This window comes from Mesorhizobium sp. B2-5-11 (genome assembly GCF_006440835.1).
Lineage (GTDB): Bacteria > Pseudomonadota > Alphaproteobacteria > Rhizobiales > Rhizobiaceae > Mesorhizobium.
In genome coordinates, this window is record NZ_VFUK01000001.1 from 1,347,128 (window position 1) to 1,370,278 (window position 23,151).

At 62.2% G+C, this 23,151-nt stretch carries 22 protein-coding genes and 2 pseudogenes; 8 read left to right on the forward strand and 16 right to left on the reverse strand.

Annotated features, from left to right (window positions below):
* Positions 1 to 55 precede the first annotated feature (55 nt).
* The 8 genes from bamA to FJ490_RS06925 all read right to left on the reverse strand — a co-directional run bounded on the left by bamA (position 56) and on the right by FJ490_RS06925 (position 8,670).
* Positions 56 to 2,428 carry an outer membrane protein assembly factor BamA gene (gene bamA, locus FJ490_RS06890; protein WP_140729162.1) on the reverse strand — a complete coding sequence of 791 codons (2,373 nt, stop codon included), beginning with the start codon at positions 2,426 to 2,428 and terminating at the stop codon, positions 56 to 58.
* Between the two features lie 217 nt (positions 2,429 to 2,645).
* Complete coding sequence (rseP, locus tag FJ490_RS06895) at positions 2,646 to 3,788, reverse strand: RIP metalloprotease RseP (protein ID WP_140498692.1); 1,143 nt, start codon at positions 3,786 to 3,788, stop codon at positions 2,646 to 2,648.
* 100 nt (positions 3,789 to 3,888) lie between these two features.
* Positions 3,889 to 4,704 (reverse strand): phosphatidate cytidylyltransferase, encoded by an 816-nt coding sequence (locus FJ490_RS06900; RefSeq protein ID WP_140729163.1) that lies wholly within the window; start codon positions 4,702 to 4,704, stop codon positions 3,889 to 3,891.
* Complete coding sequence (locus FJ490_RS06905) at positions 4,701 to 5,435, reverse strand: isoprenyl transferase (RefSeq protein WP_140729164.1); 735 nt, start codon at positions 5,433 to 5,435, stop codon at positions 4,701 to 4,703. Before FJ490_RS06905 ends, FJ490_RS06900 begins: the two co-directional genes overlap by 4 nt.
* A 33-nt stretch (positions 5,436 to 5,468) precedes the next feature.
* Positions 5,469 to 6,023, reverse strand: a complete 555-nt coding sequence (gene frr / locus FJ490_RS06910; protein ID WP_140498698.1) for a ribosome recycling factor — start codon at positions 6,021 to 6,023, stop codon at positions 5,469 to 5,471.
* A gap of 110 nt (positions 6,024 to 6,133) precedes the next feature.
* Positions 6,134 to 6,856, reverse strand: a complete 723-nt coding sequence (gene pyrH / locus FJ490_RS06915) for a UMP kinase (RefSeq protein ID WP_140498986.1) — start codon at positions 6,854 to 6,856, stop codon at positions 6,134 to 6,136.
* A 147-nt stretch (positions 6,857 to 7,003) separates the two neighbouring features.
* The gene (locus FJ490_RS06920) at positions 7,004 to 8,113 is read right to left on the reverse strand and encodes an aldo/keto reductase (protein WP_140498700.1); all 1,110 of its coding nucleotides are present in this window, start codon (positions 8,111 to 8,113) and stop codon (positions 7,004 to 7,006) included.
* A 29-nt stretch (positions 8,114 to 8,142) separates the two neighbouring features.
* Positions 8,143 to 8,670 carry a nuclear transport factor 2 family protein gene (locus FJ490_RS06925; RefSeq protein ID WP_140729165.1) on the reverse strand — a complete coding sequence of 176 codons (528 nt, stop codon included), beginning with the start codon at positions 8,668 to 8,670 and terminating at the stop codon, positions 8,143 to 8,145.
* A gap of 111 nt (positions 8,671 to 8,781) precedes the next feature.
* Between FJ490_RS06925 and FJ490_RS06930 the strand changes: the two genes are divergently transcribed.
* On the forward strand, positions 8,782 to 9,708 hold the full coding sequence (locus FJ490_RS06930) for a LysR family transcriptional regulator (protein ID WP_140498704.1): 927 nt from the start codon (positions 8,782 to 8,784) through the stop codon (positions 9,706 to 9,708).
* A gap of 27 nt (positions 9,709 to 9,735) precedes the next feature.
* Here the strand turns inward: FJ490_RS06930 and tsf are convergent, their stop codons facing one another.
* The 4 genes from tsf to FJ490_RS06950 form a co-directional block, all read right to left on the reverse strand.
* Positions 9,736 to 10,656, reverse strand: a complete 921-nt coding sequence (gene tsf / locus FJ490_RS06935) for a translation elongation factor Ts (RefSeq protein WP_140498706.1) — start codon at positions 10,654 to 10,656, stop codon at positions 9,736 to 9,738.
* Positions 10,657 to 10,763: 107 nt separating this feature from the next.
* Positions 10,764 to 11,546 (reverse strand): 30S ribosomal protein S2, encoded by a 783-nt coding sequence (rpsB, locus tag FJ490_RS06940; RefSeq protein WP_140498708.1) that lies wholly within the window; start codon positions 11,544 to 11,546, stop codon positions 10,764 to 10,766.
* A 202-nt stretch (positions 11,547 to 11,748) separates the two neighbouring features.
* On the reverse strand, positions 11,749 to 12,027 hold the full coding sequence (locus tag FJ490_RS06945; protein WP_140584613.1) for a DUF4031 domain-containing protein: 279 nt from the start codon (positions 12,025 to 12,027) through the stop codon (positions 11,749 to 11,751).
* 165 nt (positions 12,028 to 12,192) lie between these two features.
* Positions 12,193 to 13,020 carry a cell envelope integrity EipB family protein gene (locus FJ490_RS06950; RefSeq protein ID WP_140557709.1) on the reverse strand — a complete coding sequence of 276 codons (828 nt, stop codon included), beginning with the start codon at positions 13,018 to 13,020 and terminating at the stop codon, positions 12,193 to 12,195.
* Positions 13,021 to 13,158: 138 nt separating this feature from the next.
* Here FJ490_RS06950 and FJ490_RS06955 point away from each other — a divergent pair, with 138 nt between their 5' ends.
* The 4 genes from FJ490_RS06955 (at position 13,159) to FJ490_RS06970 (ending at position 16,226) form a co-directional block, all read left to right on the forward strand.
* Positions 13,159 to 13,623: a RidA family protein gene (locus FJ490_RS06955; RefSeq protein ID WP_140515352.1), complete on the forward strand. Its 465-nt coding sequence runs from the start codon at positions 13,159 to 13,161 to the stop codon at positions 13,621 to 13,623.
* Between the two features lie 11 nt (positions 13,624 to 13,634).
* A complete protein-coding gene (locus FJ490_RS06960; RefSeq protein ID WP_140515351.1) occupies positions 13,635 to 14,363 on the forward strand; it encodes a glycerophosphodiester phosphodiesterase in 729 nt (242 codons plus the stop codon).
* A 55-nt stretch (positions 14,364 to 14,418) separates the two neighbouring features.
* A complete protein-coding gene (locus tag FJ490_RS06965; RefSeq protein ID WP_140633226.1) occupies positions 14,419 to 15,633 on the forward strand; it encodes a GNAT family N-acetyltransferase in 1,215 nt (404 codons plus the stop codon).
* Between the two features lie 158 nt (positions 15,634 to 15,791).
* A complete protein-coding gene (locus FJ490_RS06970) occupies positions 15,792 to 16,226 on the forward strand; it encodes an HIT family protein (RefSeq protein ID WP_140498719.1) in 435 nt (144 codons plus the stop codon).
* A gap of 199 nt (positions 16,227 to 16,425) precedes the next feature.
* On the opposite strand, the gene FJ490_RS06975 is transcribed toward FJ490_RS06970, so the two are convergent.
* Complete coding sequence (locus FJ490_RS06975) at positions 16,426 to 17,067, reverse strand: chloramphenicol phosphotransferase (protein ID WP_140584615.1); 642 nt, start codon at positions 17,065 to 17,067, stop codon at positions 16,426 to 16,428.
* 115 nt (positions 17,068 to 17,182) lie between these two features.
* On the opposite strand from FJ490_RS06975, the pseudogene FJ490_RS06980 reads away from it, so the two are divergent.
* A pseudogene (locus FJ490_RS06980) lies at positions 17,183 to 17,647 on the forward strand (response regulator); the annotation flags it as partial.
* Positions 17,648 to 17,673: 26 nt separating this feature from the next.
* A pseudogene (locus FJ490_RS32615) lies at positions 17,674 to 17,970 on the forward strand (hypothetical protein); the annotation flags it as partial.
* A 59-nt stretch (positions 17,971 to 18,029) separates the two neighbouring features.
* Here FJ490_RS32615 and clpA read toward each other — a convergent pair.
* The 3 genes from clpA to FJ490_RS06995 all read right to left on the reverse strand — a co-directional run bounded on the left by clpA (position 18,030) and on the right by FJ490_RS06995 (position 21,434).
* A complete protein-coding gene (clpA, locus tag FJ490_RS06985; RefSeq protein WP_140525247.1) occupies positions 18,030 to 20,498 on the reverse strand; it encodes an ATP-dependent Clp protease ATP-binding subunit ClpA in 2,469 nt (822 codons plus the stop codon).
* Between the two features lie 6 nt (positions 20,499 to 20,504).
* Positions 20,505 to 20,834: an ATP-dependent Clp protease adapter ClpS gene (clpS, locus tag FJ490_RS06990; protein WP_027051901.1), complete on the reverse strand. Its 330-nt coding sequence runs from the start codon at positions 20,832 to 20,834 to the stop codon at positions 20,505 to 20,507.
* Positions 20,835 to 21,104: 270 nt separating this feature from the next.
* Positions 21,105 to 21,434, reverse strand: coding sequence for a phasin family protein (locus tag FJ490_RS06995; protein ID WP_140498728.1), 330 nt, complete (start codon positions 21,432 to 21,434; stop codon positions 21,105 to 21,107).
* A gap of 283 nt (positions 21,435 to 21,717) precedes the next feature.
* On the opposite strand from FJ490_RS06995, the gene FJ490_RS07000 reads away from it, so the two are divergent.
* Entirely contained in the window at positions 21,718 to 23,151 is a 1,434-nt protein-coding gene (locus FJ490_RS07000; RefSeq protein ID WP_140729166.1) for a D-alanyl-D-alanine carboxypeptidase, read from the forward strand.

A 23,151-nucleotide genomic window follows, 5' to 3' on the forward strand; every position in this document is an offset into this window, starting at 1 on the left:
GATCGGAACATTTTCTCCCGGATCTCAACGACCCGGGAGCATCGTCATCCGCCGGTCAGAAGCGGGTCGATATGCCGAAGTTGAATTCCTGCACGTCGTCCCTCGCTTCCTTCTTGACCGGGATCGCATAGTCGATACGGATCGGACCGAACGGCGAAGCCCACATCAGGCCGACACCGACCGAGGCGCGCCATTTCATGCCCACGGATGATTGGTCAACCAAATCATTGGCAACCTTGCTGCCATAGAGTGTTGCCGCGTCTGCAAAGACCGCGCCGCGCAGACCGAAGCTTTCTGGAACGACCGGCAGCGGGAATTGAGCCTCTGCCGACGCGTTGAAATAAGTGGTGCCGCCAAGGTGGTCACCCGCACCGTCGCTGTCGACTGGGCCGATGCCGCCATAAGCGAAACCGCGGATCATGCGATCGGTGCTCTGGAAGTGATCGAAGATGCGCAGATCGCCGTCGCCGCCGTAGCCTTCGACATGGCCGGCGCCGCCCGAAATGAGGCCGACAAGATCGAACTGCTCGGACAGCGTCTGATAGACGCTGCCGCGTCCGGTGACCTTCACGAACTTGGCGTCGCCACCGAGGCCGGCCACTTCAACCGTGGAGGTGGCATAGATACCCTCATGCGGGTTCTTCATGTCGTCGATGGTGTTATAAACCAGTCCCAGACTGACCGACGACTTGATCCAAGGGCTTTGCTCGATGCCATCCAACACGGCTCTGGAAATGTCGCAGGTGCCGCTGGGATCTACATCGGTGGCATCGCAACCGTCGTCTACCTCATACTTCTCCCGGGAGATATTGTAGGCCAGCTGGGTCGAGATGCTGTCTGTGATCGGCAGGCCGAAGCGCACCGTCGCGCCCACAGTATCGCTGTCGTAGTCGTCGTATTCCCTGGTCCGCTTGTAGATGTCGAAGCCGGCGGCGATACGGCGCCCGAGGAAATAGGGCTCGGTGAACGAAAGGCTGTAATCGCGCGAGTTCTTGCCGCCACCCGCCGACACCTTGATGAACTGGCCGCGGCCGAGGAAGTTGCGCTCTGTGATCGATCCTTCGACGGACGGACCGGCGGTGTCGCCACCGGTCGAATAGCCGGCGCCGACAGAGAATTCACCGGTCGACTTTTCGACCACGTCGACCACCAGCACGACCTGGTCCGGCGCCGAACCGGGCACCGTCGAAACCTCGACTTTGTCAAAGTAATTGAGATCTTCCAGCCGCTTCTTCGCGCGCTGGATCAGCACTTGGTTGAACGCATCGCCTTCGCTGACGTCGAACTCGCGGCGGATGACATAGTCGCGCGTGCGGTCATTGCCGCGGATCTCGATGCGCTCGACATAGGCCTTGGTGCCCTGGTCGATGGTGTAGACCACCGAAATCGTATGATTCTCGAAATTGCGGTCGCCACGCGGCGTGACCTGCGCGAAGGCGTAGCCGGAGCCGGCCACCTTCTCAGTCAGGGCAATGATGGTGTCCTCGACGTTCTTGGCGTTGTAGACGTCGCCCTTGTGGGTCTCGACCACCGATTCCAGCGCCTTCGAGTCGACTTCCGGAATCGTGCTTTCGACGCTGATGTCGCCGAACGTATAACGCTCGCCTTCCTGGACGGTTATGGTGACCGTGTACTTGTTGGTCGCGTTGTCGAGTTCGCCGACAGCGGACACGACCTGGAAGTCGGCATAGCCGTGATTGTAGTAGAAGCGCCGCAGCAGCTCCTGGTCGGCGCGCAGCTTGTCGTCGTCATAGACGTCGTCGCGCAGGATGAACGAAACCCAGGACGAGCGCTTGGTCGTGATCACATCTGACAGGCGGCGGCTCGAATAAGCGCTGTTGCCGACGAAATTGATCGCCGCGATCTGCGTGCGATCACCTTCATTGACATGGAAGACCACGTTCACGCGGTTGTCGCCGAGCTGCATGACCTCGGTGGTCACGGCGGCATCGTCACGGCCGATACGCCTGTAGGCGGCCTTGACCGACTCTACATCGGCGTCGAGCGCCGCCTGCGAGAACGTGCCGCGCGGCTTCAACTGCACGGCAGCCGCAAGCGCGTTGTCCTTGAGCTTCTTGTTGCCCTGGAACAGCACCTGGTTGACGACCTGGTACTCGGAAACCTTGACCACCAACGTCGAACCGACCTGATTGATCTGCACATCCGAGAACAACCCGGTTCCGAAGAGCGCCTTGACCGCGCTGTCGATGTCGGAGCTGGAGAAGGATTTGCCCGGCTTGATGGTGATGTAATTGCGGATGGTATCGGCGTCGACACGTTGGTTGCCGCTCACCTCCACCCTGCTGACGACAGCGGCTTCGGCCGCCGATATGGCAACGAACTGCACTGCGAGCGCACCTGGCACGACCAAAGCCGCGGACAGGGCTGCCGCGGAAGCGGCGCTCAAAAACTTGGATGCTGCCTTCATCGGGCTTAATAACCTTTTCTCGTAGTCCCCACGGCGAGAAAACCGGACGTGCGGTAATTTCTCGTACCGTATTAACCGGATTTTCCCTACACGCAAGGCTTCTGGTTAATTTGTATTTACTTAACCCTGGTGCGTGGCTTTCGCGTCACTCATATCCCCGTGCATGGTAAACGGCGTCTCAACATCGACCATCCCGAAGCCAAATTTCTTCATGATTTCAGCATCCAAACAGATCGTTCCAGAATACGAAACCCATGAAGCCCAAAACCAGAAGCAGACCGGCCCGATAGGCCATTTCCATCATCCGTTCCGACACCGGCCGGCGGATGACGGCCTCCACGCCGTAGAACAGGAGATGGCCGCCGTCGAGGGGGGGAATCGGCAAAAGATTGAGGATGCCGATGCCCACGGACAGCAGCGCAACGAGCTGCACGAGCCATTCGAAGCCGAGCTTCGCCGCCTTGCCGGCCATGTCCGCGATCTTCACCGGGCCGCCGAGCTGGCACTTGTCCTCGCGCCCGACGACGAAACGCTGCAGGAACTGGCCGGTGCGCTGGATGACGTGCCCGGTTTCCTCCACCGCCGCGGCCAACGCGCCGGCGGGGCTGTAGGTGATCAGCCTGGGCTGGCCGAGTTCCTGGTTGTTGACGACGCCGATCACGGCCACCTTGACCTTGTTGCCAAGCGCGTCCTGCTGCTCCATCAGCTGCGGCGTGGCCGTCACGGTCACTTCCTTGCCGTCGCGCAGCATGACGAAGGTGATGCTGTCGCCGGCCCGGCCCGAAACCAGGCGTTGGACGTCACCGAAGGTTTCGATCTTGCTGCCGTCGACGCTGACGAAGCGGTCGCCGGGCAGGATGCCGGCTTTCGCCGCCGGACTGCCGGCGGTCACCTCGGCCACCATGGGTTCCGCGACATAGCGGCCATAGGCTGAAAACAGCACCGAAAAGACGACGATCGTCAGCAGGAAATTGAACAGCGGCCCGGCCACCACCGTCGCCGCCCGCTTCCAGATCGGCTGGGTGTGAAAGGCGACCTTGCGTTCCTCGTCGGTCAGCGTTTCGATCTCTTCCGTCGACGGCTGGCTGGAGGTGGCGTTCATGTCGCCGACGAATTTGACATAGCCGCCAAGCGGTATGGCGCAGAGCTTCCAGCGCGTGCCGTGCCTGTCGTTGAAGCCGAAGAGTTCCGGGCCGAAACCGATCGAAAAGGCCCTGACGCCGATGCCGCACCAGCGGCCAACGAGATAGTGGCCCATCTCGTGGACGAACACGACCACGGTCAGCACGAACAGGAAGGGCACGAGCGTGCCGAGAAGGAAGCCTTCCATGCCGAAGATCGCGTGAAGAATCTCGTTCAACTCAAATCCTCAGTTCTTCCGCGACACCGTTGCGCCGCGACTGTGACATCAATCCAGGCGAATCCAAGGCGCGCCCGCATCGATCGTGGAACGATGCCGTTCAAATGGGAAACAGCCCCTGTGCCGGCTGATCGGCGCCCGCCGAAATCCAGCCGATGACGTATAGGGCGAAAGCCGCCGCGACAAGCCCGTCGACACGGTCCATGACGCCGCCATGGCCCGGAATGAGCGCGCCCGAATCCTTGCGGCCGTGGCGGCGCTTGATCCAGGATTCCAGGAGGTCGCCAGCCTGGGAGACGATTGAAAGCGCGAGCGCGACGAGACCGAGCATTGGCAGGTTGCCCGCACCGGCGGCGGCGGCCAGGATGAGCCCCGCAACGACCCCGCCCACGGCGCCGCCGAGCGCGCCACTCCGTGTCTTGCCGGGAGAGATGGACGGCGCCAGCCGCGGGCCACCGACGGCCCGGCCGACGAAATAGGCAAAGATATCGGTCGCCCAGACCACCGCGAACAGGAACAGGATGGCGACGAGGCCGGAATGGTCGCCGTCACGCAGAAGCGCAAGGGAAAGACCCGAGACGGCTGCATAGGCAAGGCCGGACGCATCCCACTGCCCGGCCCCGCGCAGTTGGGCGGCAATGGCCGTGACGGCGACCAGTGCAGCCACCAACAGCAGCAACCACAAGGCTGGCAGGCCGGCGATCATGGCGCCGAGGAACACCAGCAGCAGCGCTTCCGGCAAAAAACCCAGCCCGGTCGTCCCGGAGGGGCGGGACATGCGCGTCCATTCGTAGAAGATCACCGCCGAAATCGCGGCTGAAAGCAGCCGGAACGGCAGGCCGCCGAACCAGGTCAGGCCAAGCGTCGCGATGGCAAGCACGACCGCCGAAAGAACGCGAAGCTGAAGGTTGCTCATCCCGCGGCCGGCCGCGAAGCGACATCTTGCGGATCCAGCCCGCCAAAACGGCGTTCGCGCCCGGCGAACTCGCGCAAGGCCTCGGCGAGATGCTCTCGGCTGAAATCGGGCCAATAGCAGGGCAGGAAAACAAGCTCGCTATAGGCAGCCTGCCACAGAAGAAAATTGGAAAGGCGAAGCTCACCGCTGGTGCGTATGACCAGTTCGGGATCGGGAATGCCTTGTGTGTCGAGGCAGCCGGCAAAGGATTCGGCGGTGATCGCCTCGCTGTCGAGCTCGCCGCGCGCGACGGCCGAGGCAAGCTTGCGCGCCGTGCGCACGATCTCGTCGCGTCCGCCGTAGTTGAAGGCGATGATCAGCGTCAGCGCCTCGTTGGCCGAGGTCAGCGCTTCGGCTTCTTCCAGCAGGAGCCCGATATCCGGCTGCAGCCCAGCCCTGTCACCGATGATCCTCACGCGCACGCCGCTGCGGTGCAGTTCGGCGAGATCGCGGCGGATGAACAGCTTCAACAGACCCATCAGGTCGCTGACTTCGGATTTCGGCCGCGACCAATTTTCCGAAGAGAAGGCATAGACAGTCAGGTAGGAAATGCCGAGATCGGGCGCGGCGCGCACCGTCTTGCGCAGTGCTTCTACGCCCGCGCGATGGCCGGCGAGCCGCGGCATGCCGCGCGCCTTGGCCCAGCGTCCGTTTCCATCCATGATGATCGCGACATGCGCGGGCGTTGCCATGATCTCGCTTTCGGGCCAGCCGCCGGCCAGACCCTAAACCTGCATGATTTCAGCTTCCTTGTCGGAAAGCAGGTGGTCGATGGTGCTGATCGTTTCGTCGGTAAGCTTCTGGACCTGGTCGGAGCGCTTGCGCTGATCGTCCTCGCTGATGACGCCGTCCTTCTCCGCCTTCTTCAGGAAGTCCATGCCGTCGCGGCGCACATGGCGCGCTGCGACACGGGCGTTCTCGGCGTAGCCATGCGAGATCTTGACGAGTTCCTTACGGCGCTGCTCGTTGAGTTCCGGAAGCGGAATCCTGAGATTGGTGCCGTCCACGATAGGATTGAAGCCCAGATTGGATTCGCGAATGGCGCGATCGACCGCGCCCACCATCGACTTGTCCCAGACCGACACCGAAATCATGCGCGGCTCAGGCACCGTGACATTGGCCACCTGGTTGATCGGCATGCTGGTGCCATAGGCCTGCACCTGGATAGCGTCGAGCAGGTTGCTGGAAGCGCGACCGGTCCGCAGCGAAGCCAGGTCATGCTTGAACGCGGCGATTGCCCCATCCATGCGCCGCTTGAGATCGTCGTACTCACCACTCATCTTAGTCTCCTCGACCCGTCTGACGCGGGTTCACTGCTTTCGGGGCAAGGCCCCGTGTTCGAGCCTGATTTCGAAACCGGTTTTCGCCTTTTCCGCGATCAGGCCCCGGATCAATCGTCCGCGACGACCGTGCAGCGGCCGCCGCCCCTTAGAATATCGCCGAAACCACCTTTTTCGTGGATCGAATAGACGATTATCGGAATGTTGTTTTCGCGCGCAAGTGCAATCGCTGCCGTATCCATGATGGAAAGGCCGCGATTTATCACTTCGGCATGGCTGATGCGCTCGAAACGCGTCGCGTTCGGGTCCTTCTTCGGGTCGGCAGAATAGACGCCGTCGACCTGTGTGCCCTTGAACAGCGCGTCGGCGCCGATTTCAGCGGCGCGAAGTGCCGCGGCCGAATCAGTGGTGAAGAACGGATTGCCGGTGCCGCCGGCAAAGATCACCACCTTGCCCTGGTTCATGTAGGCGGTTGCCTGGCGCTGCGAAAAGCTCTCGCAAAGCTCAGGCATGGCGATCGCGGAAAGAACCACCGCATCGACGCCGATCTTGTTCAGCGAGGTGCGCAGCGCTAGCGAATTGATGACGGTGGCGAGCATACCCATATGGTCGCCGGTGACGCGGTCGCCACCCTTGGAGGCAACCGCCACACCGCGAAAGATATTGCCGCCGCCGATGACGACGCCAACCTCGATGCCGAGCGCGCGGGCTTCGGCGATGTCGCCGGCGATGCGGTCGACGACCGAGACGTCGATGCCGAAATGCTGTTCGCCCATCAACGCTTCACCAGACGCTTTCAGCAAGACACGTCGGTAGAGGGGCTTCACCGTCATCTGGTCCTCGAAAATCTCGGCGCGGCAAATCAGGAGGCGAAACTGCCCCGCTTCGCCTGGCGGCGCTGGCATGATGGTTCGACCCGATACACGAAGGGCGCGGCGATGTCACGCCGCGCCCTTGCGCAAAATCCCAGGCTTTTTCGATCAGTTGCTGCTGATGCTGACCGCCTCGCCTTCCACCAGAACCTGCGGCGAATAGCCGGAGGGCTTGTCGCCGGTCACGACACCGCCGGCCACCCTGACCTGGATCTCGGGCCCGAAATAGGAATGCGGGAACGGCGCCGGCATGCTGCTCACCGAATCCAGCCGCTTGCGGAGTTCGGGGGCAATCGAAAAATCCAGCGCCGCGAGGTTGTCCTGCAGTTGCGCGAGCTTGGTCGCGCCCAGGATGACGGTTGCGACGCCGGGCTGCGTCGCCACCCAGTTGAGTGCCACCTGGGCCATGCTGCGGCCGAGTTCGGCGGCCACCTTTTCGAGCTCGGCCACGATCGCCCAATTGCGGTCGCTGAATTTCCGGAAGCTCGGATGCGTGGTGTTGCGGAAACCGTCGAGCCGGCCGGCATTGCCGGCTTGCGTCGGGCGATATTTGCCGCTGAGCAAGCCGCTGGCCAGCGGGCTCCAAACCATGACGCCGGCGCCATGATGCGTGGCGAAAGGCACGAACTCATGCTCGATCGAGCGTTCGGCCAGCGAATATTCGAGCTGCAGGGCCGAGATCGGCTCATAGCAGCGCAATTCTGCGATCGCCTGCGCCCGCCCCGCATACCAGGCCGGCACATCGGAAAGGCCGACGTGGCGCACCTTGCCCGCGCGCACCAGGTCGTCCAGCGTGCGCAGCACCTCCTCGGCCGGCGTCAGCCTGTCCCACACATGCATGAGATAGAGGTCGATATAGTCGGTTCCGAGCCGCTTCAGAGAGGCGTCCACGGCGCGCATTATGTTCTTGCGGCCATTGCCGCCGGCGTTCGGATTGCCCGGTTCTGAATTGAAGGTGAATTTAGTGGCGATCACCGCCTTGTCGCGCAATCCGCGCTCGGCGACGAATTCGCCGAGCCAGGTCTCGGCGGTGCCGCCGGTATAGAGATCGGCCGTGTCGAAGAAATTGCCGCCCGCCTCGACATATTCGTCGAAGATTGCGCGGGCTGTATCCCTATCAGTGCCCCAGCCCAATTCGGTGCCGAAGGTCATGGTGCCCAGCGCCAACCGGCTGACGCGCAAGCCGCTATTGCCAAGCGTGTAGTAGTTCATGGTCATGATATTCTCCGATCGAGTTTGATGTTGGGTTATTGGCCGGGTGTCGTCTTGACCCAGGGATTGCCGCGCTCATGGGTCACGCGGAAGGTGAAGCCGTCGACCTTCCAACCCGCGCCGGAGCGGGTCAGGTGGTGCTCATATGTGCCCCAGACTTCCCAAAGCGGGTCGCCATCGCCTTCCATCCGGTTCCAGGCATAGCCGTTCGACAGGACGGTCGCCGTGTCCGCTTCGAGAACGACCTGGTGATTGGTGCGCAGATGCAGGCTGGTCTTGCTGCCCTTGAGGTTGCCGGCCCAGGCGCCGATCAGGTCGTCGGAGGCAATGTTGGCCGCCGGCTGTCCGGACAGGCTGCTGAAATCTGCGGTAACCCGATCCGCGAAATAGCTGCGGGCAAGTTTCCAGTCCTGTGCATCGACGGCGCGGTCGATGGCATCGGCGATGCGGATGACCGCGCGCTCGTCGGCAAGCACCTGCCATCTGGCCGGTTCGGCGCCACCGGCATCGATCGGCGCCAGCGCCAATCCTGCGGCGAAGGGAACGTGTTTCAAAGCGTTCATGTCTCGTCTCCAGGAAATCAGCCCGCCCGCTGTGTCGAGGACAATGTGGGTCAACGGGCCGCCATCGATAAGATTGCATTGTTCGCAAAGACTATGCGATATCATTCATGAATGGACCGGGACCTGCTTACCCACCTGCCCGTCATCGTTGCCGTGGCGCGACGGGGCGGCTTCGCGCTTGCCGCGGCCGAGCTCGGCATGAGCCCGTCGGCGGTCAGCCATGCTGTGCGGCTGGTGGAAGAGCGCATCGGCCAGCCGCTGTTTGCACGCACGACGCGCAGCGTCTCGCTGACCGAAGCCGGCAAGGCACTGGTGGAGACAACGGGCCCTGCCCTCCAGGACATCGCGGAGCGGATGGACCGCATCCGCGGCGTCAAGGGGCGGCCCTCTGGCCTGCTCAGGATCAATGCCTCCAACATCGCGATCCCTTTGGCGGTGACGCCTGTGATCGCAGCCATGGCCGATCGCTATCCGGATGTGACGGTCGAGGTTTTCGCCGATCAAGCCCTGGTCGATATCGTCGGGGAAGGTTTTGACGCCGGCATTAGGCTGGGCGAGATGATCGCGCAGGACATGACCGCCATACGGCTGACGCAGCCCTTCAAGGCCGTGCTCGTCGCCTCGCCGGACTATATCGGAAGGCACGGCCGTCCCTGCGACGTGGCCGACCTCGCGAACCATAATTGCATAGGCTACAGGCTTCTCCGCTCCGGCGCGTTCTATCGCTGGGATCTGAACGACAATGGCAAGGAGGTCGTCGTCGAGACGCGTGGCACGGCCGTCGTGACCGATTCGCTGGCGGCGATCGATCTTGCGCTTGCAGGGGTCGGGCTCGCCTATGTGTTCGAGCCGCTTGTACGCGCCGATCTTGCCGCAGGACGCCTCGTCCAGGTCCTGCCAAAGACGGCAATCGAGGAGCCCGGCCTTTTCCTTTACTTTCCGCGCCGGGCTTCGATGGCGCCGAAGCTGAGGGCCTTCATCGACGCCGCACAAGAAATCGGCCGGGCATCCATGCGGACACCCGGCCGAGTTGCCTGAGCCGTTTAGCCTTACTTGTTCTTCGGGCTATTTCTTGACCGCCGCCGCGACTTCCGCCGCGAAATCGGTCGCTTCCTTCTCGATGCCTTCGCCGAGCGCGAAACGCAGATAGGCCGAGATCTTGGCCGGAGCGCCGATCTCCTTCTCGGCATCCTTCAGCGCCTTCTCGACGGTAATGTCGGGATTGAGCACGAAGGCCTGCTTCAGAAGCACGACTTCCTCGTAGAACTTGCGCAGCCGACCCTCGACCATCTTCTCGATGATCGCCTCCGGCTTGCCGGACTGGCGCGCCTGGTCGGCGAAGATCGCCTTCTCGCGCTCGACTGCCGCGGGATCGAGTTCCTCGGTGGTCAGCGCCATCGGGTTGGTGGCGGCGACATGCATGGCGACCTGGCGGGCGAATGCATTGGCCGCGTGCTCGTTGCCCGTGGTCTCGATAGCGACCAGGACGCCCAGCTTGCCAAGGCCGTCGGCAACCGCGTTGTGAACATAGGTCGCGACGGCGCCGTGCGGAACGGTGAGCTTGGCCGAACGGCGGAAGCCCATGTTCTCGCCGATGGTACCGACGGCGTCCTTGATGGTGTCGGTGACCGACTTGTCCGAACCCGGGTACTTCGCGGCAGCCACGGCCTCGCTCGTGCCATAGGCCAGTGCCACCTTGGCGACGTTGGCGACGATCTCCTGGAAGGCGGCGTTGCGGGCGACGAAGTCGGTCTCGGAATTGACCTCGACGACCGCGGCCTCGCGCACGCCGGAATCGACGCCGATCAGGCCCTCGGCCGCGGTGCGGCCTGCCTTCTTGTCGGCCTTGGAGATACCCTTCTTGCGCAGCCAGTCGACGGCTTCTTCCATGTTGCCGTTGGTCTCGTTCAACGCCGCCTTGCAGTCCATCATGCCCGCGCCGGTCAAGTCGCGGAGTTCTTTGACCTGTGCAGCCGAAATGCTCATTGTCGCCTCTTTGTTCAAATGCGCCGACGCACCATCGAATCTCGACGGTGCGTCCGTTTAACGCGTCAAAATATTAGAAAGATGAAGGCCGTGACCGGCCCTCGCTATCACGCTTCCGGAGTTTCCGCCGCCGGAGTTTCGCCGAGCACCGGCTCGACCGGAGCTTCCACCGAAGCGCCGATGTCGACACCCAGCGCGCCCTGCTGGCGGGCGATGCCGTCGATGGCAGCCTTCGCGATGAGGTCGCAATAGAGCTGGATGGCGCGCGCGGCGTCGTCATTGCCGGGGATCGGGAAGTCGATCTTGTCCGGATCGCAGTTCGAATCGATGATGGCGACGACCGGAATGCCAAGGCGCTTGGCCTCGAGGATGGCGATCGCTTCCTTGTTGGTGTCGATCACGAACATCAGGTCGGGCGTCGAGCCCATGTCCTTGATGCCGCCGAGAGCCTTGTCGAGCTTCTCGCGCTCGCGGTCGAGATTGAGACGCTCCTTCTTGGTCAACCCTTGCGCCTCGCCGGCCAGCATCTCGTCGAGCTTGCGCAGGCGCTGGATCGAGTTCGAGATCGTCTTCCAGTTGGTCAGCATGCCGCCCAGCCAACGCGAGTTGACATAGTACTGGGCCGAACGCTGCGCGGCATCGGCGACGATGTCGGACGCCTGGCGCTTGGTGCCGACGAACAGCACGCGGCCGCCCTTGGCGACGGTGTCGGAAACCTGCTTCAGCGCCTGGTGCAGCAACGGCACCGTTTGGCTGAGGTCGATGATGTGGATGTTGTTGCGGGCGCCGTAGATATAGGGCGCCATCTTCGGGTTCCAGCGGTGGGTCTGGTGGCCGAAGTGAATGCCAGCTTCCAAAAGCTGGCGCATGCTGAAATCAGGCAGAGCCATTCTCATTTTCCTTTCCGGTTAGCCTCCACGGACACAGGCATTTTCGGACGAAGTCCTCGACGCCACCGGAGGTTTCAGCCGGATTTCTCCCGGGCAGACACCAAAGTCCGTGTGTGGAATGAGCGCGCATATAGAGGGGAAGTGCTCCAAACGCAAGCGCAACGACGCATTGCGGTGCGCCTGCGGCGATCCGCGCGTGCCCTCAACGCTTTATCTTACCCTTTGGCACCCTCACCCGCCGGAAGATCGCGACGATCTCCTCGCGGCTGCACTCGATGGCGCCGAGCCGCACCGCGCGGTCGCGCTCGAAACCGGTTATGTCATAATGCGGCGCCGATGTCTTCGGCGGCCCCTGGTAGGATGAGCGCTTGATACCGAGTTGCGTGGCGAAACGATGCAGTTCATCGGTGTCGTCGGCCATCAGATGGCACCAGCGATGGCCAACCCATTTCCAGATCGCCGCGTCGACATAGACCGCCATGAGGCTCGCCGCATTCCTTCTTTCGCCGACAGGTGCCCGCGACGAGCGATGATAGAAGGGATTCGCACAGAAGATGAAGCGGCCGGCGGCCTCGAGAAGATGAGAAGCCGCCTCGGCGCCGTCAAGCCGTGGACACGACGGCGCTGCGTCGAGGCAAATCGGAGCTTATTTCGTCGGGCAGGCCTTCGTCTGGTCGAACAGCGACAGATTGACCAGCTTGCCGGTCATGGAGAAATCGCCATAGTCCATGGTTAGATCGCGGGTGATGCCGTTCTCGTGCAGCTTGAAGCTGATCCGGTATTCCGGCGTTTCTTCTCCGTTCTTGGCACTGTCGTCGAAATAGGCGATGTCGACCGGCCAGTATTTGTCGGTGGCAAGCTTGGCCAGCGCCGGTGCTTCCGGATCGGCCTTGTCGGCATCGGTCCTCTTGCCGACGACGACGGTGGTGGACATCACCTTGTTGGCGTCCTCGGAGCCGTCGAACAGATTGGTTTGATAGAAGTTTTCACCTTTCTCGGCCTTGTCTATCAATTCGACCAGATGCTGGGTCGGAAACTGGGTGGCGGCAAGTTCCAGGCTGCTCTTCTCGGGCTTGTCGATGTCGACCTTTAGCCCTTGCGTTTCTTTCGTGGCGACACCCTTGACCTCCTTGTCGAGGTTCTGGTCGACGAAGGATTTGGTCACGAACGAGAAGGTCTTGCCTTCGGCGTCTTCGAACGTCGTCGTCTGCTGGTCGGTCAGCTTGGTGTTGTCGCTGGTGGCAATCTGGGTGACAAAGCGGAATTTCACCGTATAGCCTTCGCAGGCCGAGCCGTTGAATTCATAGACCATGCGGCCGGTAATGCCGGTGATCCCGGAGCGGTCGTCCGCCTTCTTGAGCGTAAGGTCGTAAACGGCGCGATGCGCCTGCAGCGCCGGCACGGCGAAAGCGGGACCTATCGAAAAGACCGCCGACAACAGGACGGCATGGAATACAAGGCGCGTTGCGCGCATGAGAGGCTCCGATCATCGCGGCTGATGGCAGGCCGCAGGGAAAGATGGTCCAGCTTAAAAAAAGTCGTGGCGGAAGCGAGGCAAAAATAGCAATTTCGGCCCGGCCGGCGCGGCACCTTCCAGCAATAGGGAAAAGCAATGAGTGAAACAATCGAAAAGCGGCTAAGCGACCTCGGGGTCACCATTCCCGCGGCCGCGGCGCCTGCCGCCAACTACGTGCCCTATTGCAGGACCGGAAACCTGCTTTTCACCGCCGGACAGTTGCCGCTCAAGGACGGCAAGCTGCAGGCGAGCGGACTGCTTGGCCTGGACGTCGACACAGCAACCGGCAAGGAAGCGGCAAAATACTGCGCGATCAACATTCTGGCGCAGGCCAAGGCGGCACTTGGCGATCTCGAGAAGATACGCCGGCTGGTCAAGATCACCGTCTTCGTCGCCTCGGCGCCGGATTTCCTCGAGCAGCATCTGGTCGCAAACGGCGCCTCCGATTTCCTGGTGGCGGCGCTCGGCGAGCGCGGCAAGCATGCCCGTTCCGCCGTCGGCACGGCTTCGCTGCCGCTTAATGCCGCGGTGGAAATCGAAGCGATCTTCGAAGTCGAGTGAGCGAGCCTGACATGACCGACCTTTCCTGGCTGATTGCCCGGCCTGTCGCCCATCGCGGCTTTCACGACATGAACAAGACGCGCTGGGAAAACACCCTCTCCGCCTTTGCCGCCGCGGCCGAACGCGGCTATGCCATCGAATGCGACGTGCACCTGTCGTCGGACGGAGTTCCCGTCATTATCCATGATGGCGACTTGCAGCGGCTGACTGGGCACGACGGTTTCGTCTGGCAGCGCACGGCGGCCGAACTGGCAGCGCTCAAGGTCGGCGGCACGTCTGATCATGTGCCGACGCTGCGCGAGGCGCTCGATCTGATCGACGGGCGGGTGCCGCTGGTGGTCGAACTAAAAGGCGTGGCTGGATACGACAATGGCCTTGTGGCGAGCGTCGGTAGGCTGCTCAAGCGCTACAAAGGCAAGGTGGCGATCATGTCGTTCGACCACTGGCTGATCCGCGATTTCGCCAGGGATGCGCCGGGCATCCCGGCTGGATTGACCGCCTATGGCAAGGACGACAGGCTGATTGAAGCGCATTTCGCCATGCTGGCGCATCAGATCGCCTTCACCTCCTACGCAGCGGGCGACCTGCCGAATCCATTCGTCAGCTTTGTCCGTGAACGGCTCAAAATGCCGGTCATCACCTGGACGGTGCATGACCAGCCGGCGGTCGATCTTACATTCAAATATGCGGACCAGATGACGTTCGAAGGGTTCGAGCCCGATCTGGTCAAGGTCGCTTGATATGGGTGCCTAGAACGTGACTTGTAGCGGTCCGGATGGAGCTTAAATAAGCCTCATGGATCAGGGCGACGACGGCGACGGGCAAACGGTTGATGCGGAGTATGCGATCCGCATTGCGGCGGGCATCGGCGCCTTCACCTGCGAAGAGTGGGACGGTTTCGCCGGGACTACGCGCAGTGATGCCGAAAACGGTTATAACCCCCTCGTTTCATATGCTTTCCTGAGCGCACTCGAGGATTCCGGCTGCGCCGTGCGGCGCACTGGCTGGCAAGGTCATCATCTCAGGCTGGAGAATGGTCAAGGCACGCTGCTCGGCGCGGTCCCTTGCTATCTCAAGTCACACAGCCAGGGCGAATATGTGTTCGATCACGGCTGGTCGGATGCCTTCGAGCGCGCCGGCGGCCGTTATTATCCCAAGCTGCAATGCTCGGTACCGTTCACGCCGGTCACCGGCCCTCGCCTGCTGGTGAGCAGGGGCCAGCATTCCGGCACCGTCAAGGCCGGGCTCGCCGCGGGATTGAAGGCGGTGGCGGAAAAGCTCGGCGTCTCTTCCGCGCATGTCACCTTCGCGCAGGAGAGCGACGTGGACGTGCTGGAGGCGGCGGGCTTCCTGCATCGCACCGACCAGCAGTTCCACTTCGTCAACGAGGGCTTCTCGACCTATGACGATTTCCTCGCCACGCTGGCCTCCCGCAAGCGCAAGGCCATGAAGAAGGAGCGCCGCGAGGCGCTTGCCGACGGCATCTCCATCGACTGGCTTACCGGCAAGGACCTCACCGAACGGGCCTGGGACGACTTCTTCGCCTTCTACATGGACACCGGCAGCCGCAAATGGGGCCGGCCCTATCTGAACCGCGAATTCTTCTCGCTGATCGGCGAGCGCATGGCCGAGGACATCCTGCTGGTGATGGCCAGGCGCAACGGCCGCTACATTGCCGGCGCTATCAACTTCATCGGCTCCGATGCGCTCTACGGCCGCAACTGGGGCTGCATCGAGGATCATCCGTTCCTGCATTTCGAGGTCTGCTATCACCAGGCCATCGACTTCGCCATCGAACGCAAGCTGAAGGTGGTCGAGGCGGGCGCACAGGGCGAACACAAGCTGGCGCGAGGCTACCGGCCGGTGACCATGCATTCCGCGCATTACATCGCCCATCCCGGCCTGCGCAACGCCGTCGCCGATTATCTCAGGCGCGAACGGCGCGAGGTTGAACGCATGGGCGAATACCTGGAAGAGCACACACCGTTCCGCAAGGATCTCGAGGAGTAGGCCCATCCTGCAGGGCAGGAGCATATGTCAGGTTCGGCATCCCTGGGTTGGCAGTGCACGCCTGTCGAGATCGGCTTCATCGATCTCGCCCGATCGTCTTGCCGCTCACGAGAGGCTTCGCTACACCAATTAGCGAGGCACAATCCGGAGCGTTCGCCATGGCCGAAACCGCCTATGACACCGACAACATCTTTGCCAAGATCCTGCGCGGTGAAATTCCCTCGCACCGCGTCTACGAGGACGAAGCGGTCGTTGCCTTCATGGATGTGATGCCGCAGGGAACGGGCCATACGCTGGTGGTGCCGAAGGCGCCGTCGCGCAATCTGCTCGACGCCGATCCGGCAACGTTCGGCCCGCTTTTCACGGTCGTGCAGAAGGTGGCGCTCGCCGTCCGCGAGGCATTCAAGGCCGATGGTGTCACCGTGATGCAGTTCAACGAGCCGGCTTCCGGGCAGACCGTCTATCACCTTCACGTCCACGTCATTCCGCGCTTCGAAGGCATCGCGCTGAAGCCGCATACGGGCCAGATGGAGAAACCCGAGGTGCTGGCCGAGAATGCCGGCCGGATAAAGGCGGCCATGCCACTATCCTGACGCCTGGCTTTCAGTGGTTCCCAGCAGCTGCGGCCGTCTGGGAAGGTTACGCGGTTGCGCATCGAAAATCATGGATCCGAGCCGCCGGGACATCAGCGTGATCGCCATTCCGCCGAGCACATCAATCAGATTATGCCCGCCGTAGATGAGGAGCGGGCCGCGCGGCTGAGATTCATTCTCATCGCCGCTGAGCGCGCGATCAGGACAGCTTGTTTGCGGAGAACGCCAAAAGCCTCTCAAACGCCGTCGGAGGCTCTACATTTTGCCTGAGCCGCCCGCGGATCGCATCCGCACATTGTGCCGGCGTCAGCAGCGATGTGTCCACTTCCAGATCATACACGCCAGGCCGGTGTACCTCCTCCTGCCACAGACGCACCGCCAACGGTACAGGGTCGTCAGGCGATCCCGTCACATATCCCCTCCCCGCCGGACTGTCGGCGCGCCTCTGCATGATGATTTCGATCGGGCAGCGGACACCGACAAACAGAACCGGCAGGCCTGCGAGGCGCCGGGCGCAATCGACAAGGCAATCAAGGGGTCGCGAATAGCTGTCGTGATGACCGAGATCGGCCACGACATTCAACCCCACTCGGCTGTGGGCGGCGATCGATTCGTAGAGCGCGGCGTAGAACCTCGGCACGAGACCCTCGATATCCGGGCGCTCGCCGCCGGGCCGCAAACCTATCCCCGGGCGACAGCGCAGCGGCGTGACCTGCTCATAGGTGTCGACCCCCAGGTTCATCCATGGGCCCTCGAAGCTCTCCTGAACTGCCTGGACGATGCTCGATTTCCCCGATCGCGGTGCGCCGTTGAGGATGATGATCTGGCCTGGTCCGGACATAAAATTCCCCATCCCATGGAAATGAACGCACGCAGCCATCTGGCGAACGGCTGTTGTTCGCAATGCTGCTGTAATCCTGACGGATGACAAGGCACCGGCGAGACGTGGACGTGCAATGCGGGTTCTGTTGATCGAGGACGAAAGAGAAATGGCTGACGCGCTCACCAGGGCGCTTGGCAAACAAGGCGTCGTTGTCGATCACACCATGCTGCTTGGCGATGCTATCGAACTGTCGTGCCAGCACGTCTATGAGGGCAATCCTGCTCGACCGAACATTGCCGGATGGAGAGGGACTGAGCTTCATTCCCAGGCTGCGGGCGGCAGGTGTCGATGCGCCGGTAATCGTCCTGACGGCCCGCAACGAGCCGAAAGAGCGCATTGAGGGGCTCGATGCCGGCACCGACGACTATCTGGGCAAACCCTTCCTGATCGATGAACTGATGGCGCGGCTGCGGGCGGTGTTGCGCAGGAGCCGCGGATTACCGTTGGCATGGTCACCATCGACCCGCTGAATTTCAGCGTGACGGTCGGGTCCAGCTCCGTCGATATACCGAGACGCGAACTGTCCGTCCTGCTCGCCTGGCAAGCGGCGCGGAAAGACCGTCATCCGAGATCGGCGATGCGTACAGTCTGGGCGCTACTTTCGGAAACGACTTTTCGCGCATGCTCGTCACCGGCAAGGCGCCGTCGGGATTGCATATCTCGATACCGTCAGGCCAACGCATAAAATCGTTCCTCGGCGGCAAGCCGAAATACGCGGCCTGCGAGGTCTTTGGCCGCGCGCCCGGCCTGTTCGGCATGGTCGGCGCCAACGTGGGAGCACCACCGTCCTGGACGGACAAATCAGCCAAAACCCGCCCAACGCCGCTTGCTGTCCAGGGGCCGACAGCAGCGCTTCAGTGATCGTCGCTTTGTGCCAATGAAAAAGCCCCGTCTCCGGGGCTTTTTCGAGGGAGTGACTATCAGCTCTTGCGCGGCAGTTGCGGCACCAGGCTGCGCTTGCCACCGTCCTTGCCCTTGGGCTCGGGCTTCTGCGCGACGGCCTTCTTGGCCGCCGGCTTCTTGGCCACTGCCTTGCGCGGCTTGGGGGCGTCTTCCGGTTCTTCCTTCTTGGGCTTCACCGGTGCCTCGTCGGCGAGCGATTCGAGCTTCAGGCCGGTCTCGCCGGTTTCCTTCTTCTCGACGCTGACGCGCACCGTGCCGCCCTTCTTGAGCTTTCCGAACAGCACTTCGTCTGCCAGCGGCTTCTTGATGTGCTCCTGGATCACGCGGCCGAGCGGACGCGCACCCATGCGCTCGTCATAGCCCTTGTCGGCGAGCCAGGCGATCGCATCCGGCGACAGGTCGAAGGTGACGCCACGCTCGGAGAGCTGGGCCTCCAGCTGCATGACGAACTTCTGCACCACCTGATGGATAACCGGCACCGGCAGCGAGCCGAACGGGATGATCGCATCGAGACGATTGCGGAACTCCGGCGTGAACAGCCGGTTGATCGCCTCGACATCGTCGCCTTCGCGCTTGGTCGACCCGAAACCGATCGCCGCGCGCTGCGCATCCGACGCGCCCGCATTGGTGGTCATGATCAGGATCACATTGCGGAAGTCGATCTGCTTGCCGTTGTGGTCGGTCAGCTTGCCATGGTCCATCACCTGCAACAGGATGTTGAACAGGTCCGGATGCGCCTTCTCGACTTCGTCCAGCAGCAGCACGCAATGCGGATGCTGGTCGACGCCGTCGGTCAAAAGGCCGCCCTGATCGAAACCGACATAGCCGGGAGGCGCGCCGATCAACCGAGAGACCGTGTGGCGTTCCATATATTCCGACATGTCGAAACGGATCAGCTCGACGCCGAGCGAAGCGGCCAATTGCTTGGCGACTTCGGTCTTGCCGACGCCGGTCGGACCCGAGAACAGATAGGAGCCGATCGGCTTCTCCGGTTCGCGCAGGCCGGCACGCGCCAGCTTGATCGCCGAGGTCAGCGCGGTGATCGCAGTGTCCTGGCCGTAGACGACGCGCTTCAGCTCGATGTCGAGACCCTGCAGCACCTTCTCGTCATCGGCCGAAACAGTCTTCGGCGGGATGCGCGCCATGGTGGCGATCGTCGCTTCGATCTCCTTGATGCCGATGGTCTTCTTGCGCTTGGCCTCCGGCACCAGCATCTGCGAGGCGCCGGTCTCGTCGATCACGTCGATCGCCTTATCCGGCAGCTTGCGGTCGTTGATGTAGCGCGCCGACAGCTCAACCGAAGCCTTGATGGCTTCCGTCGTGTAGCGGACCTTGTGGAACTCCTCGAAATAGGGCTTCAGGCCCTTCATGATCTCGATGGCGTCCTCGATGGTCGGCTCGTTGACGTCGATCTTCTGGAAGCGACGTACGAGCGCGCGGTCCTTCTCAAAGAACTGGCGGAACTCCTTGTAGGTTGTCGAACCGATGCAGCGGATCGCACCCGAAGACAGTGCCGGCTTCAACAGGTTGGACGCATCCATGGCGCCGCCCGACGTCGCGCCGGCGCCAATGACGGTGTGGATCTCGTCGATGAACAGCACAGCGCCCGGATAATCCTCGAGCTCCTTGACGACCTGCTTCAGCCGCTCCTCGAAATCGCCGCGATAGCGCGTGCCGGCCAAAAGCGTGCCCATGTCGAGCGCGAAGATGGTGGCGTTGTGCAAGACTTCCGGAACATCACCCTCGACGATGCGCTTGGCGAGGCCCTCGGCGATCGCCGTCTTGCCGACGCCGGGATCGCCGACATAGAGCGGATTGTTCTTGGAACGGCGGCACAGCACCTGGATGGTGCGGTTGATCTCGGACTCGCGCCCGATCAGCGGATCGATCTTGCCGGCCTTGGCCTTGTTGTTGAGATTGACGCAATAAGCGGTCAGCGCGTCCTGCTGCTGCTTCTTCTTGCCGCCTTCCTCTTGCGGCTCGGCGCCGTTCGCGCCACCCTGCTCGTCATCGGCGCCGCGCGGCGAACGCGTCTCCGACGCGCCCGGACGCTTGGCGATGCCGTGCGAGATGTAGTTGACCGCGTCGTAACGGGTCATCTGCTGTTCCTGCAGGAAATAGGCGGCATGGCTCTCGCGCTCGGCGAAGATGGCGACGAGCACGTTGGCGCCGGAGACCTCTTCGCGGCCGGACGACTGCACATGGATCACCGCACGCTGAATGACGCGCTGGAAGCCGGCGGTCGGCTTGGAATCCTCGTCATAGCCGGTAACCAGATTGTCGAGCTCGGTGTCGATATAGGTGAGAACAGTGTGCTTCAACTCGTCGAGATCGACATTGCAGGCGCGCATGACGGCGGCCGCCTCGGTGTCGTCGATCAGGGCGAGCAGCAGATGTTCAAGGGTTGCATATTCATGGTGCCGCTCGTTGGCGAGCGTCAGCGCTTGGTGAAGCGCCTTTTCCAGGCCTTGGGAGAAAGCCGGCATGTTACCTCACTTCTTCTCCATCACGCATTGCAGCGGATGCTGATTTTGTCGGGCGAAATCCATGACCTGGGACACTTTGGTCTCGGCCACCTCGAATGTATAGACCCCGCACTCGCCCACTCCATGATTGTGAACATGAAGCATGATGCGTGTGGCGGCTTCGCGGTCCTTCTGGAAAAAACGCTCCAGCACGTGAACCACGAACTCCATCGGTGTGTAGTCGTCGTTCAGGATGAGGACCCGATAGAGGCTGGGTTTCTTGGTCTTGGTCTTTGTGCGCGTGATGACCGCCGTGCCGCGGCCGGCCTCATTGCCGTCGCCGCTGCCGTTCTGCATCCGTGCCCTGGTGGCAGTCAAACCGATCGTCACGTAATCCTGCCTCTTTCGAATCCTCATGCGAGTTCGACATGTAGGTGTTCGATGGACGATTTTAAGCCCTTCTGGTTAGCTGACAATATGGCTAGGTGCCCAACTTGGCGGATTTTCGCAATCGTGAAGGCGAGCCAGGCCCCTGATCGGAAATTGACATGAAAAAACCCGGCCACGCTGGCGCGGCCGGGCTCTGTCTTGGCCCAATGGGCCCAGATCTCGTACTGCCGAACGAAATTACTTCGCCTTGGCAACGATCGATTCGAACGGCTTGTAGGCTTCCTTGGCGAGTTCGGCATAGAGGTCGCCGATCTTGGTGGCCTCGGCGACGAACGCCTCATAGGACTGCTTGGCATAGTCGGACTGGACCTCGATCGCCTTGTCGAGCGACTTGGCCGAGACAATCTTCTCGAAAGCGGCGCTGCCGGCTTCGAAGCTCTTCTTGGTGTATTCGCCGGCCTCGGCCGCAATTGCCTGCGCGCCCTTGGACAAGGAGGCGAAGCTCTTCAAGCCGGTGTCGGCGAACTCTTTGCCGTATTTGCTGAAGTCCTCATAGGTCTGCGTCATTTCAATTCTCCCTGGACGGTTGATGCGCCCTGCCCCGAGCGCCTTGTGCAATGCACTCGAATATATTGTGCGACGCACAAAAGTCAAGAAATCGCCAGCTTCCGTCCTAGCCGGTGTGGGCAATGGCTAAAATTCGAATAAACAGAGGCTCAAACCACCAGAAAATGGTGAACGCGGCGGTTACCATAAACGGATTGGTAACGCTGCCCCGATAGCTTGCCCGGAAGTGAGGCAGGATCCCTTTGCCGCCTCCAGCGCAACAAGAAATTCAAAGGAACTATCAGTGCGTCAGGCGTTGTCGGGCATCGTTTCCAAATCCGCGTCCCCTTTCAAAACGGTCATGATCATCGCCGTGGCGATGACCATCGTCGTTGCAAGTGCGGCCTCGTCGCTCGCCGCGAAGTCCGCGGCCATCGTGGTCGACGCCAAGACCGGCAAGGTGCTCTACTCCTCGGATGCCAACGCCCGGCGTTATCCCGCCTCGCTCACCAAGATGATGACGCTTTATTTGACTTTCGAGGCTCTGGCCAAGGGCAAGATCAGCCGGAACTCGCCGGTCGTCTTCTCGGCTCATGCCGCGGCAGAGCCGCCGACGAAGCTCGGCGTGAAGCCGGGCGGATCGGTGGCGGTCGAGACCGCCATCCTGTCGATGGTGACCAAATCGGCCAATGATTCGGCCACCGCGCTCGGCGAAATGCTCGGCGGCAACGAGACCAACTTCGCCCGCATGATGACTGCCAAGGCGCGGCAGCTCGGTATGAACGGCACCGTGTTCCGCAACGCCAACGGCTTGCCCGATCCCGGCCAGTTCACCACTGCGCGCGACATGGCAACGCTCGGCATCGCGCTGCGCGAACATTTCCCGCAATATTACGGCTATTTCTCGCAGCGCTCCTTCCTCTATGGCCGCCAGCGCATCAACGGCCACAACCGCCTGCTTGGACGCATCAAGGGCGTCGACGGCATCAAGACCGGCTACACCCGCGCTTCGGGCTTCAACCTGGTTTCGTCGGTTTCCGACGGCAACCGTCGCATTGTCGGCGTGGTCATGGGCGGCACCTCGGGCAGCAGCCGCGACAATCAGATGGCGGCCTTGATCAACACCTATCTGCCGCGGGCATCGACCCGGGGCGGCGGCGATCTGGTCGCAAAGGCCGATAGCGGCAACCCGGTGACGGCATTGGCCAGAGTGCTGTTGCCCAAGCACGACGCACCGACTCCGGACGAGAAGCCGGTGGCGGTGGCAAGCGCCGATGACGCGGACGAGGCCGTTGCCGACGACGCGACGGTAGCCCAGGGCGACAGCGAGGACGCCGACGATAACGCAGCCGAAGAAACCAAAGTGGTTGTTCCGGCAAAGAAGGTGAAGACGGTTATCGTCTCCGCCCCCAAGGTCGCCACGGCACAGGTGGTGTCCGCTTATGCCGAGCCCGCGCCGGCCGTCGACCCGGTCAATACCGCGTCGGTGCCGTCGGGTTGGGCCATTCAGGTCGCCTCGTCGCCGAAACAGTCCGAAGCCCAGGCCTTCCTCGACAAGACCACCAAGCAGGCGCCCAAGGTGCTGGCAGATGCCTCCGGCTTCACCGTCGCCTTCGACAAGGACGGCGTCACCTACTACCGCGCCCGCTTCGGCGGCTTCGGCTCCAAGACCGCTGCCTGGAAGGCCTGCACCGCCCTGAAGAAGAAGAAAATCGAGTGCTACGCCGTCCAGCAGTAG

What these genes read in the sequence shown, in the direction of transcription:
- FJ490_RS06920 (WP_140498700.1), bottom strand. Translation starts at nt 8,113, where the DNA reads ATGACCATGAACTACTACACGCTTGGCAATAGCGGCTTGCGCGTCAGC.
- FJ490_RS06955 (WP_140515352.1), top strand. Translation starts at nt 13,159, where the DNA reads ATGAGTGAAACAATCGAAAAGCGGCTAAGCGACCTCGGGGTCACCATT.
- bamA (WP_140729162.1), bottom strand. Translation starts at nt 2,428, where the DNA reads ATGAAGGCAGCATCCAAGTTTTTGAGCGCCGCTTCCGCGGCAGCCCTG.
- clpS (WP_027051901.1), bottom strand. Translation starts at nt 20,834, where the DNA reads ATGCAGAACGGCAGCGGCGACGGCAATGAGGCCGGCCGCGGCACGGCG.
- FJ490_RS06965 (WP_140633226.1), top strand. Translation starts at nt 14,419, where the DNA reads ATGGATCAGGGCGACGACGGCGACGGGCAAACGGTTGATGCGGAGTAT.
- frr (WP_140498698.1), bottom strand. Translation starts at nt 6,023, where the DNA reads ATGAGTGGTGAGTACGACGATCTCAAGCGGCGCATGGATGGGGCAATC.
- FJ490_RS06970 (WP_140498719.1), top strand. Translation starts at nt 15,792, where the DNA reads ATGGCCGAAACCGCCTATGACACCGACAACATCTTTGCCAAGATCCTG.
- FJ490_RS06960 (WP_140515351.1), top strand. Translation starts at nt 13,635, where the DNA reads ATGACCGACCTTTCCTGGCTGATTGCCCGGCCTGTCGCCCATCGCGGC.
- tsf (WP_140498706.1), bottom strand. Translation starts at nt 10,656, where the DNA reads ATGAGCATTTCGGCTGCACAGGTCAAAGAACTCCGCGACTTGACCGGC.
- pyrH (WP_140498986.1), bottom strand. Translation starts at nt 6,856, where the DNA reads ATGACGGTGAAGCCCCTCTACCGACGTGTCTTGCTGAAAGCGTCTGGT.
- FJ490_RS06945 (WP_140584613.1), bottom strand. Translation starts at nt 12,027, where the DNA reads ATGGCGGTCTATGTCGACGCGGCGATCTGGAAATGGGTTGGCCATCGC.
- rpsB (WP_140498708.1), bottom strand. Translation starts at nt 11,546, where the DNA reads ATGGCTCTGCCTGATTTCAGCATGCGCCAGCTTTTGGAAGCTGGCATT.
- FJ490_RS06925 (WP_140729165.1), bottom strand. Translation starts at nt 8,670, where the DNA reads ATGAACGCTTTGAAACACGTTCCCTTCGCCGCAGGATTGGCGCTGGCG.
- clpA (WP_140525247.1), bottom strand. Translation starts at nt 20,498, where the DNA reads ATGCCGGCTTTCTCCCAAGGCCTGGAAAAGGCGCTTCACCAAGCGCTG.
- FJ490_RS06905 (WP_140729164.1), bottom strand. Translation starts at nt 5,435, where the DNA reads ATGGCAACGCCCGCGCATGTCGCGATCATCATGGATGGAAACGGACGC.
- FJ490_RS06930 (WP_140498704.1), top strand. Translation starts at nt 8,782, where the DNA reads ATGGACCGGGACCTGCTTACCCACCTGCCCGTCATCGTTGCCGTGGCG.
- FJ490_RS06995 (WP_140498728.1), bottom strand. Translation starts at nt 21,434, where the DNA reads ATGACGCAGACCTATGAGGACTTCAGCAAATACGGCAAAGAGTTCGCC.
- FJ490_RS06975 (WP_140584615.1), bottom strand. Translation starts at nt 17,067, where the DNA reads ATGTCCGGACCAGGCCAGATCATCATCCTCAACGGCGCACCGCGATCG.
- FJ490_RS06950 (WP_140557709.1), bottom strand. Translation starts at nt 13,020, where the DNA reads ATGCGCGCAACGCGCCTTGTATTCCATGCCGTCCTGTTGTCGGCGGTC.
- FJ490_RS06900 (WP_140729163.1), bottom strand. Translation starts at nt 4,704, where the DNA reads ATGAGCAACCTTCAGCTTCGCGTTCTTTCGGCGGTCGTGCTTGCCATC.